This window comes from Salinicola sp. DM10 (assembly GCF_017306975.2).
In the GTDB taxonomy this organism is placed as follows: domain Bacteria; phylum Pseudomonadota; class Gammaproteobacteria; order Pseudomonadales; family Halomonadaceae; genus Salinicola.
Genome location: NZ_JAFLEN020000003.1, coordinates 90,946 through 103,707, shown reverse-complemented (window position 1 = coordinate 103,707; position 12,762 = coordinate 90,946). Strand labels below are relative to the sequence as shown.

10 protein-coding genes are annotated in these 12,762 nt (G+C 66.7%); 8 read left to right on the top strand and 2 right to left on the bottom strand.

Annotated elements, in window-relative coordinates:
- The first annotated feature begins 44 nt into the window (after positions 1–44).
- Positions 45–1,328, top strand: coding sequence for a TRAP transporter large permease (locus J0A90_RS12055; protein ID WP_207036284.1), 1,284 nt, complete (start codon positions 45–47; stop codon positions 1,326–1,328).
- Between the two features lie 128 nt (positions 1,329–1,456).
- On the opposite strand, the gene dctP is transcribed toward J0A90_RS12055, so the two are convergent.
- Entirely contained in the window at positions 1,457–2,500 is a 1,044-nt protein-coding gene (gene dctP, locus J0A90_RS12050) for a TRAP transporter substrate-binding protein DctP (RefSeq protein ID WP_207036283.1), read from the bottom strand.
- A gap of 200 nt (positions 2,501–2,700) precedes the next feature.
- Positions 2,701–3,546 (bottom strand): bifunctional hydroxymethylpyrimidine kinase/phosphomethylpyrimidine kinase, encoded by an 846-nt coding sequence (gene thiD / locus J0A90_RS12045; RefSeq protein WP_207036281.1) that lies wholly within the window; start codon positions 3,544–3,546, stop codon positions 2,701–2,703.
- Positions 3,547–3,916: 370 nt separating this feature from the next.
- Here thiD and ndhC point away from each other — a divergent pair, with 370 nt between their 5' ends.
- From ndhC to nuoH, 7 genes are all read left to right on the top strand, one after another.
- Complete coding sequence (ndhC, locus tag J0A90_RS12040; RefSeq protein ID WP_207036279.1) at positions 3,917–4,372, top strand: NADH-quinone oxidoreductase subunit A; 456 nt, start codon at positions 3,917–3,919, stop codon at positions 4,370–4,372.
- A 116-nt stretch (positions 4,373–4,488) separates the two neighbouring features.
- Positions 4,489–5,166, top strand: coding sequence for an NADH-quinone oxidoreductase subunit B family protein (locus J0A90_RS12035; RefSeq protein WP_207036277.1), 678 nt, complete (start codon positions 4,489–4,491; stop codon positions 5,164–5,166).
- A 133-nt stretch (positions 5,167–5,299) separates the two neighbouring features.
- Positions 5,300–7,081, top strand: a complete 1,782-nt coding sequence (nuoC, locus tag J0A90_RS12030) for an NADH-quinone oxidoreductase subunit C/D (RefSeq protein WP_207036275.1) — start codon at positions 5,300–5,302, stop codon at positions 7,079–7,081.
- Positions 7,082–7,100: 19 nt separating this feature from the next.
- On the top strand, positions 7,101–7,604 hold the full coding sequence (gene nuoE, locus J0A90_RS12025; protein WP_207036273.1) for an NADH-quinone oxidoreductase subunit NuoE: 504 nt from the start codon (positions 7,101–7,103) through the stop codon (positions 7,602–7,604).
- Positions 7,605–7,635: 31 nt separating this feature from the next.
- Positions 7,636–8,976 (top strand): NADH-quinone oxidoreductase subunit NuoF, encoded by a 1,341-nt coding sequence (gene nuoF, locus J0A90_RS12020; protein ID WP_207036271.1) that lies wholly within the window; start codon positions 7,636–7,638, stop codon positions 8,974–8,976.
- Positions 8,977–8,991: 15 nt separating this feature from the next.
- Positions 8,992–11,775 (top strand): NADH-quinone oxidoreductase subunit NuoG, encoded by a 2,784-nt coding sequence (gene nuoG / locus J0A90_RS12015; protein WP_207036269.1) that lies wholly within the window; start codon positions 8,992–8,994, stop codon positions 11,773–11,775.
- A complete protein-coding gene (gene nuoH, locus J0A90_RS12010) occupies positions 11,772–12,755 on the top strand; it encodes an NADH-quinone oxidoreductase subunit NuoH (RefSeq protein ID WP_207036266.1) in 984 nt (327 codons plus the stop codon). The genes nuoG and nuoH overlap by 4 nt, the downstream gene beginning before the upstream one ends.
- Positions 12,756–12,762 lie beyond the last annotated feature (7 nt).

The following is a 12,762-nucleotide window of genomic DNA, read 5'->3' as shown; positions in this document are numbered from 1 at the left end:
ACGAAGACCACGCCAATAACGATAATCGAAGAAGGATGCCTCTCATGCTGATGGGATTGGGCTTGATCATGCTGGTGCTGCTCCTGCTGGGCTTTCCCATGATGGTGCCACTGGCGGCCGGTACGCTTTACATGATGTTCACCGGCATGACGTTCTTCGGCCCCGATCAGGCGGTCAGCTGGATGATCAGCGGGGTCGGCAGCTGGGTGCTGGCGGCGGTGCCGATGTTCATCTTCGCCGCGGATATCCTGACCAAAGGGCATACCGCCAATCGCCTGCTCGACGTGGTCGATGCCTTCACCCGGCATCTGCGCGGCGGGCTGCCGATCACCACCGCGGCCTCCTGTGCGCTGTTCGGCGCGGTCTCCGGCTCGACCCAGGCGACGGTGGTGGCGATGGGCGGGCCGATGCGCCCGCGCCTGTTGAAAAAGGGCTACTCGGACGACTTCACCCTGGCACTGATCATCAATGCCAGCGACATCGCGCTGCTGATCCCGCCGAGTATCGGCTTCATCATCTACGGCGTGGCGATGCAGACCTCGATCGGCGATCTGTTCCTCGCCGGCATTCTGCCGGGGCTGTTGATCCTGGTGCTGTTCGCGGTCTACTGCTGGATCGACTCGCGGGTCAAGGGCATCGACCCCGAGCCCAGGGCGAGCTGGGGCGAGCGTGCCCGGGCGCTGAAGCGGGTGATCCTGCCCATGGGCTTCCCGCTGCTGGTGGTGGGCGGCATCTACGGTGGCTTCTTCAGCGCGGTCGAGGCGTCGGCGGTGGCGGTGGCCTATGCGCTGCTGCTGGAGGTGGTGATCTACCGCCAGGTGTCGATCCGGGATCTCGGCAGCATCGCCCTCTCCACCGGTCTGATCACCGCGGTGGTGTTCATCCTGGTGGCGATCGGTGCCGCCTTCTCCCAGGCGCTGGCGACCGCCGGGGTGCCGAATCAGATCCTCGGGCCACTGATCGACTCGATCGGCGACAATCAGTTCCTGGCGCTGTCGCTGATCGCCGCGGCGTTCTTCGTCGGCTGCATGTTCGTCGATCCGATCGTGGTGATCCTGATCCTGGTGCCGATCTTCAAGCCGCTGGTGCAGTCCGCCGGTCTCGACCCGATCCATGTCGGCGTGATCGTCACCCTGCAGGCGGCGATCGGCTCGGCGACGCCGCCCTTCGGCTGCGATATCTTCACCGCCATCGCGGTGTTCCGGCGCCCCTATATCGACGTGATCCGCGGCACGCCGCCGTTCATCGTGATCCTGCTGCTGGCGACGCTGATCCTGATCGCCTTCCCCGAGATATCGCTGCTGCTGCCGTCGCTGGGTGGCGACTAGCGCACCTAGGGAGCCAAGGGGGTGCGCGTCCGGCGATCCCCCTGACCTAGACGCGACGGCAAGAAAAGCGCCCCGCCAGCATGACGCTGGCGGGGCGCTTCAGGTTTTGGTTAGTTGGTGCGAGCGGTTCAGCTGCTCTGGCTGTCGTCGCCCGACTTGTCGCCGCGCGCCTTCTCCTGCTCGAGCAGGATGTCCAGTGCCTTGCCGCCACGCTCGCCGACCATATTGACGAAGTCGTCGCGGATCGGCTTGGCGAGTTTGCGGAACTCGTCGCGCTGCGCCTGATCGAGACGGATGATCTTGATGTCACTCTTCTCTTCGATGGTCTTCAGACGATCCTGGTTGAGCTGCTTCTGGATCTCGTCACCTTTCTTGACCATCTCGTGGATGGTGGCGTCGAGCAGCTGGCGCTGGTCGTCGGAGAGACCGTCATACCAATCTTCGTTGGCGATCAGGTTGGCGATAAACTGCGACTGCTCGGCGAAGATCATGTAGTCCTGAACTTCGTAGAAGCCCATGTTCTCGTGGGCCCAGACCGGCTGGATATTGCCCTCGGCCTGGCCCTGCTGCAGGGCGCTGTAGAGCTCGCCGTAAGCGATGGTGATGGGCGAGGCGCCGTAGGCCTGATAGGTCGCGCGCAGAAGGCTGTTGTCCATCACCCGGATCTGTAGCCCCTTCATGTCCGCCGGGGTATGGATGGCCTTGTTGGCGGTCCACACCTGGTAGCCCTCGGGCAGTGCCGCCAGCGGCACCAGGTCGCGTGTGCGGAACGACTGCTGCCAGGCGTCGCTCTTCATGAAGGCGTCGGAGTTGAGAATCTCGGCCGTCTCCAACTGGTCGTTGGGCATGACGTAGTTGAGACTCATCAGCTGGCTCTCGGGTACCGTGCCGCCGAGGAAGCCCGAGCCGAAGGAGAGCGGGATGGAGCCGTTCTGAATGGCATCGTAGAGCGTCGAGTAGCTCGAGCCCCAGACGCCGTAGGGCAGGATCTGTACGGTAATGTCACCGTCGCTCTTCTTTTCGATGAGCTGTTTGAAAGCCTGTGCGTATTCGTACTGCACGCTGCCTTCCGTCTCTTCGAGGCCGAATCGCCAGGTGTCGGCGAGGGCGACCGAAGCGCTGCCCATCATGCTCAGGGCCAGAATGCCGGTGGCGATATGTCGCGTCTGCATACGGATACCTCTAGTAGGTCGTTGTATTTAATCGTTCTTTCAATCCCATTTCAGAAGATAACAGGAAGCCCGGAGTGTCAAATCGCGTGACGCGATGATGGCTTCCCGTGATCGCGCTGTTTCACTGTATCACGTTAGCCGCTATCTGCCGGTCGTGCCCGGCGACGGCCACCGGGTCGCCAGGTGACCCGAACCCGGTATCACCACCAGGCGTGGAAATGATGCGGCGGCCCCTTGCCCTGACCCACCTCGAGACGCTCGCCGGCTGCCAGCGCCGCGTGCAGCCACTGCTTGGCGGCCTCGATGGCGCGCTCGACCTGGGGCTGCGTCGGCGCCTCCGCGCCCTCGGCCGCCACGCTTACCCGTGTCAGCTCGGCGGCGATCGCCGAGGAGAGCGCGCAGCCCGCGCCGTGCAGGTGGCGCGTCTCCAGCCGCGGCGCGTCGAGCCAGCGGCTGCCGTGGGGCGTCCACAACAGGTCGGGGCAGCGCGCCTGCGACAGATGGCCGCCCTTGAGCAGGCCATAGGGGGCGCCGAGTGCGGCCAGCTCGCCGAGCAGCGCCTCCATGTCCGCCGCCGAGCGCGGCGTATCGCGCCCGAGCAGGGCGGCGGCCTCCGGCAGGTTGGGGGTGATCACGTCGGCCAGCGGCACCAGGATATCGCGCACCGCCGCCAGCCCGGCGTCGTCGACCAGGCGGTCGCCGCTCTTGGCCACCATCACCGGGTCGAGCACGATCCAGCGCGGGCGCCGCGCGGCAAGCCCGGCGGCCAGGGTTTCGGCCACTTCGCGGCTGGCGACCATGCCGATCTTGACCGCGTCGATGACGACGTCGTCGAGCAGGTTGTCGAGCTGGGTGCGGATCATCGTCGCAGAGATCGGCTCGACCCGCGCGACGCCACAGGTATTCTGGGCGATGACTGCGGTGATCACGCTGGTGGCATAGACGCCGAGGGCGGAAAAGGTCTTGATGTCGGCCTGCAGGCCAGCGCCGCCGGAGGGGTCGGAACCGGCGATGGTGAGGACGTTGGGCGGGCGGGAAAAAAGCATGTCGGGTCGTTGCAACAGTGGCTAAAAGGACTAGCCTAAGGTAAAGCAAAGCGCCGCACGGCCGATAGAGAGTTCGCTGCTAGATCGTTCGCCGCACGGTCCGCTGCCGCGACAGGGCGTCGTCGCTGCCATGGGCTTCATCATGATGCCTATCGTGGACATGGCGCTTGTTTTAGAGCGATTGCCGGGTCGTTTGCGCGGCCTTTTGAAAGTTTTGCAATTGGACGAATTAGCAAGCTGACGGCGCATGGGAATAGGCGTAAAGTAGTAAAATTACGAATACCCAACCGCGCGTCGAAGCGCCGTTCGGTCAGCCGTCTTGTCTCGTCAGCGCCCGCAGGCGCCGCGGGATCACCGTGTGAGGGAGCACATGTCCGACCAAGTCACCGCCTGGATCGCTGAATATTGGGCCACGGGGTTGTTCGTGGTCGCGGTCATCGCACTGTGTGGCTTCATGATCGGCGCCGCCAGCCTGCTCGGTGGCAAGAGTCACGGACGCAGCAAGTCCCTCCCGTTCGAGTCCGGCATCGTCGGTGCCGGCAGCGCGCGCCAGCGCTTCTCGGTCAAGTTCTACCTCGTCGCCATGCTCTTCGTGATCTTCGATATCGAGGCCGTCTACCTGTTCGGCTGGGCCGTCTCCGTGCGTGAGGTGGGCTGGACGGGATTCGCCGGGGCGGCGGTATTCATCCTCATTCTACTGGCAGGCCTGGTCTATGACGCCCGCGTCGGCGCACTCGACTGGGCGCCGCGCAAGCGCGGGCGCGAAGACGCGCCGCGTGCGCGTGAACTGGCTGCCGTTCCCGGTGCCGAGCGCCATGCGCGCTGACCCGGGCGAGAACGACCGCATGAACGGTCGTCGATCAACGATTATTCGGCATGCCGGCGTCCTGACCGGCCGACATGCCCATGACCGCTACTTTATCCGGCTTGTCGAGGCTGACCATGCAATACACCCTGACCCGAGCGGAGGGAGGCGACAACGCGTCTGATCGCTATCCCCTCGATCAACGCCAACGCGTCGACGACCCCATGCGCGAACAGGTTCATCGCAACGTGTTCATGGGCAAGCTCGAAGACGTGCTCAACTCGGCGGTGAACTGGGGCCGCAAGAACTCGCTGTGGCCCTACAACTTCGGTCTCTCCTGCTGCTACGTGGAGATGACCACGGCGTTCACCGCGCCCCACGACGTCGCCCGCTTCGGCGCCGAGGTCATTCGTGCCTCCCCGCGTCAGGCCGACTTCATGGTCATCGCCGGCACCTGCTTCATCAAGATGGCCCCCGTCATCCAGCAGCTCTACGACCAGATGCTCGAACCCAAGTGGGTCATCTCGATGGGCTCCTGCGCCAATTCCGGCGGTATGTACGACATCTATTCGGTGGTTCAGGGCGTCGACAAGTTCCTGCCCATCGACGTCTACGTGCCCGGCTGCCCGCCGCGTCCGGAGGCCTTCCTGCAGGGGCTGCAGCTGCTCCAGGACTCGATCCAGGAGGAGCGGCGGCCGCTCTCCTGGGTGGTCGGCGACCAGGGCGTCTACCGCGCGGAGATGCCCTCCCAGCGCGAGAAGCATCGCGACCGGCGGATTGCGGTCAAGGAGCTGCGGACCCCGGACGGCATCTAGGCAACGCCTGGCGTGCAGCACTGACGCTGTTTTTCGTGGCCATTGCCGGAGGTATCAGGCTGTCGAGCGCAGGCAGCTGATAGACACCTTCCGAGATGACCGTTGGTTGATTTATTGACCGGGACCGCCTGCCATGACCGCAGCCGATGACACCATGAATTCCCGTGCCGCCGCGCCCGCCGCCGACGTAGTGGCGGAGCTTTGCCGGCACTTCGGCGATGCCGTGTTCACACCGCAGGAGACGCTCACCGGCATGCCGGTGGTATGGGTCGCCCGCGAGCGTCTGCGCGAAGTGCTCGACCGCCTGCGCCGGCTCGACGGGCCGTTCTCGATGCTCTTCGATCTGAGCGCGGTCGACGAGCGCCTGCGCACCCACCGCCGCGGCCTGCCGCCGGCGGACTTCACCGTCTTCTACCAGCTGCTCTCGGTGGAGCGTAACGCCGACATCATGCTCAAGGTGGCGCTCGCCGAGCGCGACCTGACGCTGCCTTCGATCAGCGATATCTTCCTCAACGCCAACTGGTACGAGCGTGAGGTCTTCGATCTCTTCGGCATCCACTTCAGCGGCCACCCGCATCTGACCCGGATCATGATGCCGCCGACCTGGAGCGGACATCCGCTGCGCAAGGACTACTCCGCCCGTGCCACCGAGTTCGACCCCTACACCCTGACCGTCAAGGGCCAGGAGGTGGAGCAGGAGGCGCTGCGCTTCGACCCCGAGGCGTGGGGCATGAAGCGCCAGGGCGAAGAGACCGAGTTCATGTTCCTGAACCTCGGCCCCAACCACCCCTCGGCCCACGGCGCCTTCCGCATCGTGCTGCAGCTCGATGGCGAAGAGGTGGTCGACTGTGTGCCGGACATCGGCTATCACCACCGCGGTGCCGAGAAGATGGCCGAGCGCCAGTCGTGGCACAGCTTCATCCCCTATACCGACCGCATCGACTACACCGGCGGGGTGATGAACAACCTGCCCTACGTGCTGGCGGTGGAGAAGCTGGCCGGCATCACCGTCACCGATCGCGCCAAGACCATTCGCGTGATGATGGCGGAGATGTTCCGCATCAACAGCCACCTGCTGTTCCTGGGCACCTATCTGCAGGATCTGGGGGCGATGACCCCGGTGTTCTTCACCTTCACCGACCGCCAGAAGGCCTACGAGGTGATCGAGGCGATCACCGGTTTCCGCATGCACCCGGCGTGGTACCGCATCGGCGGCACCGCCCACGACCTGCCGAAGGGTTGGGACAAGCTGGTACAGGGCTTCGTCGACTGGATGCCCAAGCGCCTGGCCGAGTACGAGAAGGCGATGATGGAGAACGCCATCGTGCGCGACCGTACCCGCTTCGTCGCCGCCTTCAATACCCGTGAAGCGCTCGACTGGGGCGTCACCGGTCCCAACCTGCGCGCCACCGGGCTCGACTTCGACCTGCGCAAGAAGCGCCCCTACTCCGGCTACGAGAACTTCGACTTCGAAGTGCCCACGGCGGCCAACGGCGACGCCTTCGACCGCGGCATGATGCGTATCGAGGAGATGCGCCAGAGCGTGCGCATCCTGCAGCAGTGCATCGATCACATGCCCGCCGGCGACTACAAGGCGGACCATCCGCTGACCACGCCGCCGCCGCGGGAGAAGATGCTGCAGCACATCGAGACCCTGATCACCCACTTCCTGCAGGTCTCGTGGGGCCCGGTGCTGCCGGCCAACGAGTCGATGCAGATGATCGAGGCGACCAAGGGCATCAACAGCTACTACCTGACCAGCGACGGCAGCACCATGAGCTACCGCACGCGGATCCGCACGCCGAGCTTCCCCCATCTGCAGCAGATCCCGGCGGTGATGCGCGGCGGTTTCGTGCCGGATCTGATCGCGCACCTGGGCAGTATCGACTTCGTCATGGCCGACGTGGATCGGTGAGGCCGCTGGAGAGACCGTTATGACGCAAAACACAGCCACCATCGCCAGCGACGCCTTCGTTCTCGACCCCGCCGACCGTGTGGCGATCCTCGAGGAGCGTGCGCACTACCCCTATCCGCAGGCGGCCAGCATCGAGGCGCTCAAGATCGTGCAGAAGCGCCACGGCTACGTGCCCGACGGCGCCATCCCGGCGATCGCTTCGACCCTGGGCATCAAGGTCGCCGACGTCGAAGGCGTGGCCACCTTCTACAGCCTGATCTTCCGGCAGCCGGTGGGGCGCCACGTGATCCTGATCTGCGACAGCAGCTCGTGCTTTCTCACCGACTACGAGCAGCTGCGCGACGCGCTGATCGATCACCTCGGCATCCAGATGGGTCAGACCACGGCGGACGGGCGCTTCACCCTGCTGCCGGTGTGCTGCCTGGGGGCCTGCGACCGCGGGCCGACGCTGCTGATCGGCGAGGACCTGCACGGCCCGGTCACCCCCGAGGCGCTGCCGGCGCTGCTGGAGGCCTACGCATGAGCCCGATGCCCAAGACGCGGGAGAATCCGAGATGAGCCGCATTCTGCAGCCGGCCAGCGAACGCCGTGCCGAGACCCATCCGCTGACCTGGCGCCTGCACGACGACGCCAGCCCGGTGCTGTTCGCCGAGTATCGCGACACCGGCGGCTACGCCGCGGTGACCAAGGCGCTGGAGCAGCACACCTACGAGAGCCTGACCACCGAGGTGAAGGGCGCCAACCTGCGCGGACGCGGTGGCGCCGGCTTCTCCGCCGGCATGAAGTGGAGCCTGACCGCCAAGGGTGATGACGTGCCGCGCGGCTATATCGTCTGCAACGCCGACGAGATGGAGCCGGGGACGTTCAAGGATCGCCTGCTGATGGAGCAGCAGCCGCACCTGCTGATCGAAGGCATGATCCTGGCCGGCTACGCCAACCGCTCGAAGCAGGGCTATATCTTCCTGCGCGGCGAGTACCACCGCGCCGCCGCCTCGATCCTGCGCGCGCTCGACGACGCCCGCGCCGATGGCTGGCTGGGCAGCGATGTGCGCGGCAGCGGCTGGGACTTCGATATCGCCCTGCACACCGGCGCCGGGCGCTACATCTGCGGCGAAGAGACCGCGCTGATCAACTCGCTGGAGGGCAAACGCGCCAACCCGCGGGCCAAACCGCCCTTCCCGGGGCAGTCCGGCGCCTGGGGGCTGCCCACCGTGGTCAACAACGTCGAGACCCTGTGCAACGTGCCGGGCATCGTCAATCACGGCGCCGACTGGTTCCAGGCGCTCTCCGGCGAGCGCAGCAGCGACGGCGGCACCAAGCTCTACGGCGCCTCGGGCAAGGTCCAGCGCCCGGGGCTGTGGGAGCTGCCGATGGGCATCACCGGACGTGAGCTGTTCGAACTCGCCGGGGGCATGCGCGATGGGCTCACGCTCAAGAGCTGGCTCCCCGGCGGTGGCAGTACCGGCTTCCTGCTGCCGGAGCACCTCGACCTGGCGCTCGATTTCGACACCATCGGCAAGACCGGCAGCCGCCTCGGCACCGGCTTGATCACCGTGGTCGCCGACGACCAGAGCATGGTCTCGCTGACGCGCAATCTGGAGGAGTTCTTCGCCCGCGAGTCCTGCGGCTGGTGCACCCCGTGCCGCGATGGCCTGCCCTGGAGCGTCAAGCTGCTGCGCTCGCTGGAGGCGGGCACGGGCGAGCCCGGCGATATCGAGCTGCTCGAGCAGATGGCGCGGGACCTGGGCCCCGGCAAGACCTTCTGCGCTCATGCGCCAGGCGCGGCGATGCCGCTGGCCTCGGCGATCCACTATTTCCGTGACGAGTTCGAGCGTGGCATCACCCGGCCCCGGGGCGAAGCGCACGCGGACCCGATTCCGGTCGGCAGCATCTAGGAGGCGCGTGACGCTATGGCCACCATTCATGTCGACGGCAACGACTACGAGGTCGAAGACAGCGACAACCTGCTCCACGCCTGCCTCTCGCTGGGCCTGGACATCCCCTATTTCTGCTGGCATCCGGCGATGGGCAGCGTGGGGGCCTGCCGCCAGTGTGCGGTGAAACAGTACAAGGATGCCGACGACACCCGCGGCATGCTGGTGATGTCGTGCATGGCGCCGGTGAAGGACGACGCCTACATCTCGATCGACGACGAGGAGGCCAAGGCCTTCCGCGAGACGGTGATCGAGTGGCTGATGGTCAACCACCCGCACGACTGCCCGGTGTGCGAGGAGGGCGGCCACTGCCACCTGCAGGACATGACGGTGATGACCGGCCACGACCGGCGCCGCTACAGCTTCAAGAAGCGCACCCACCGCAATCAGTACCTGGGGCCCTTCGTCGCCCACGAGATGAACCGCTGCATCACCTGCTACCGCTGCGTGCGTTTCTACCAGGACTATGCCGGCGGCGAGGATCTCGGCGCCTTCGGGGCCCATGACAACGTCTATTTCGGGCGCTATGAAGAGGGCACGCTGGAGAGCGAGTTCTCCGGCAACCTCACCGAGGTGTGCCCGACCGGGGTGTTCACCGACCAGACCCACTCCGATCACTACACCCGCAAGTGGGATCTGCAGTTCGCCCCCAGCATCTGCCACCAGTGCGCCAGCGGCTGCAACATCAGCCCCGGTGAGCGCTACGGCGATATTCGGCGCATCGAGAATCGCTACAACGGCGACGTCAATCGCTACTTCCTGTGCGACCGCGGGCGCTTCGGCTACGGCTACGTCAACCGCAAGGATCGTCCGACCCGGCCCGAACTGTTCCAGCGCAGCCAGCGCGGCGTTGCCGCCCAGGGCGTGACCCTGATGGAGATCGACGAAGCGCTCGACCGCGCCGCCGACGCCCTGCGCGGTGCCAAGCGGCTGATCGGCATCGGCTCGCCGCGGGCCAGCCTCGAGAGCAACCACCGCCTGCGCGAGCTGGTCGGTGCGGAGCGCTTCTCCACCGGCATCGAGGCCGGCGAGCTCGAGCGCCTGCAGCGCATGCAGGCACTCAATCGGGACAGCGGTGTGGCTACCCCGAGCCTGCGCGAGATCGAGGCGTGCGATGCGGTGCTGGTGCTCGGCGAGGATCTGCTCCAGAGCGCCGCGCGGCTGGCGCTGTCGGTGCGCCAGGCGGTGCGCGGCAAGGGCGTCGAGCTGGGGGCCGAGCGCGGTATCCCCGAGTGGAACGCCGAAGCGGTCAAGACCATCGCCCAGGACGCGGCGCATCCGCTGTTCCTGGCCACGCCGGAAGCGACCAAGCTCGACGCCATCGCCACCCGTACCCGGCGTGCGGCACCCGACGATATCGCGCGGCTGGGTTTCGCCGTGGCCCACGCCCTCGACCCCACCGCACCGGCGGTCGAAGGGCTCGATGACGAGACCCGGGCGCTGGTCGGTGAGATCGCCGATGCGCTGCTGGCCGCCGAGCGGCCGCTGGTGATCGCCGGCGAGGCGCTCGCCTCGCTGGCGGTGATCGAGGCCGCTGGCAACGTGGCCCGGGCGCTGGCGCGGCGGCAGAAGGCCGGCGCCGGGCTCACCCTGGTGCGCCGTGAGGCCAACAGCGTCGGCCTCGGCCTGCTCGGCGGCGAGTCCCTCGACTGGGCCCTGGCCCAGCTCGAGCAGGGCGAGGCCGACGGCGTGGTGATCCTGGAGAACGATCTCTATGCACGCCTGCCGGCGGCGCGGATCGATGCCGCCCTGGCCCGGGCCAGCGCACTGGTGGTGATCGACCACCAGCGCACCGCGACCTGGGAGCAGGCCGACATCGGCCTGCCGGCGGGCACCTTCGCCGAGAGCGATGGCACATTGGTCAGTCTGGAAGGCCGCGCCCAGCGCTTCTATCAGGTCTTCGATCCCAGCTACCTGCGCCCCGACACGCGCATCCGCGAGAGCTGGCGCTGGCTGCACGCGCTGCAGGCGACCCTCGAGCGTCAGCCGATGACCACGGTACTGTTCGACGACCTCACCGAGGCGGTGGCCGGCGCGGCGGCGGCCTTCGCCCCGCTGCACCACGCCATGCCCGAGGCCCAGTTCCGCATCCACGGTCTCAAGCTGGCGCGCGAGCCGCACCGTTACAGCGGGCGCACCGCCATGCGTGCCAACCTCGATGTCAACGAGCCGCGGGCGCCGGTGGATCTGGATACACCCTTCGCGTTCTCGATGGAGGGCTACGCCGGCTACCGCGAGCCCCGCCGCGAGGTGCCGTTCGCCTGGGCGCCGGGCTGGAACTCGCCGCAGGCGTGGAACAAGTTCCAGGACGAGGTCGGCGGCCATCTGCGTGCCGGCGACCCGGGCATCCGCCTGTTCCGGGACGCCGGCGCCGGCGAGGCGAGCTACTGTGATGCGATCCCCGCGGCCTTTGCCGCGCGCGACGGCGAGTGGCAGATGATCGCGCTGCCGCAGCTGTTCGGCGGCGACGAGACCTCGCGCCGCGCCGAGCCGATCCAGTCGCGCATGGCGCCGCCGGCGGTGACGCTCAACGACGCCGACGCCGAGGCGCTGGGTATTGCCGCCGACGACCCGGTAGCGGTGAGCTTCGGCGACACCCGCATCACGCTGCCGGCGCGCCTCGGGCGTGACCTGCCGCGGGGCCTGGTGGCGCTGCCCCAGGGCACGCTGGCGCCGCTGGTGGGGGCGCTGCCGGCCACACTCGGCTGGGGGCGTGTCGCCCTCGACACCGCGGCCGCTGATGGGGAGGCACAGGCATGAGCTGGTGGACACCTCAGGTAGAGGCGAGCCTGATCGCGATGATCCAGGCGGTGGTGATCCTGCTAGTGGTGGTGATCTCCGGAGCACTGCTGAGCATGATCGAGCGGCGTCTGCTGGCGCTGTGGCAGGACCGCTACGGCCCCAACCGGGTCGGTCCGTTCGGGCTTCTGCAGATCGCCGCCGACATGCTCAAGATCTTCTTCAAGGAGGATTGGATCCCGCCGTTCGCCGATCGCACCTTCTTCGTGCTGGCGCCGGCGATCGCCATGGCCTCGCTGCTGCTGTCGTTCATGGTGATCCCGATCACCCCGAGCTGGGGCGTGGCGGATCTCAACATCGGCATCCTGTTCTTCTTCGCCATGGCTGGCATCAACGTCTATGCGGTGCTCTTCGCCGGCTGGTCGAGCGGCAACAAGTACGCCCTGCTGGGAGCGCTGCGCGCCTCGGCGCAGACGCTCTCCTACGAGGTCTTCATGGGCCTGGCGCTGATGGGCATCGTCGCCATGACCGGGTCGTTCAATATGCGCGACATCGTCAACGCCCAGGAGAACCTGTGGTTCATCGTGCCGCAGTTCTTCGGCTTCTGTACCTTCGTCATCGCCGGTATCGCGGTCACCCACCGCCATCCGTTCGATCAGCCGGAGGCGGAGCAGGAGCTGGCCGACGGCTACCACATCGAGTATTCGGGGATGAAGTGGGGCATGTTCTTCGTCGGCGAGTACATCGGTATCGTGCTGATCTCGGCGCTGCTGGTGACGCTGTTCTTCGGCGGCTGGCATGGCCCGCTGCTGCCGCCGATCGTCTGGTTCCTGCTCAAGACGGTGTTCTTCGTCGTACTGTTCGTGCTGCTGCGCGCGGCGCTGCCGCGGCCGCGCTACGACAAGGTGATGAGCTTCGGCTGGAAGGTCTGCCTGCCGCTGACGCTGATCAATCTGCTGGTTACCGGGGCGATGATTCTGCTCATCGACCCGAGCGCATAAGGGAGGG

Excerpts from the sequence above, each read along its gene's own strand:
- ndhC (WP_207036279.1), top strand. The coding sequence starts at position 3,917 with ATGTCCGACCAAGTCACCGCCTGGATCGCTGAATATTGGGCCACGGGG.
- nuoF (WP_207036271.1), top strand. The coding sequence starts at position 7,636 with ATGAGCCGCATTCTGCAGCCGGCCAGCGAACGCCGTGCCGAGACCCAT.
- nuoE (WP_207036273.1), top strand. The coding sequence starts at position 7,101 with ATGACGCAAAACACAGCCACCATCGCCAGCGACGCCTTCGTTCTCGAC.
- nuoG (WP_207036269.1), top strand. The coding sequence starts at position 8,992 with ATGGCCACCATTCATGTCGACGGCAACGACTACGAGGTCGAAGACAGC.
- nuoH (WP_207036266.1), top strand. The coding sequence starts at position 11,772 with ATGAGCTGGTGGACACCTCAGGTAGAGGCGAGCCTGATCGCGATGATC.
- thiD (WP_207036281.1), bottom strand. The coding sequence starts at position 3,546 with ATGCTTTTTTCCCGCCCGCCCAACGTCCTCACCATCGCCGGTTCCGAC.
- dctP (WP_207036283.1), bottom strand. The coding sequence starts at position 2,500 with ATGCAGACGCGACATATCGCCACCGGCATTCTGGCCCTGAGCATGATG.
- J0A90_RS12055 (WP_207036284.1), top strand. The coding sequence starts at position 45 with ATGCTGATGGGATTGGGCTTGATCATGCTGGTGCTGCTCCTGCTGGGC.
- nuoC (WP_207036275.1), top strand. The coding sequence starts at position 5,300 with ATGACCGCAGCCGATGACACCATGAATTCCCGTGCCGCCGCGCCCGCC.
- J0A90_RS12035 (WP_207036277.1), top strand. The coding sequence starts at position 4,489 with ATGCAATACACCCTGACCCGAGCGGAGGGAGGCGACAACGCGTCTGAT.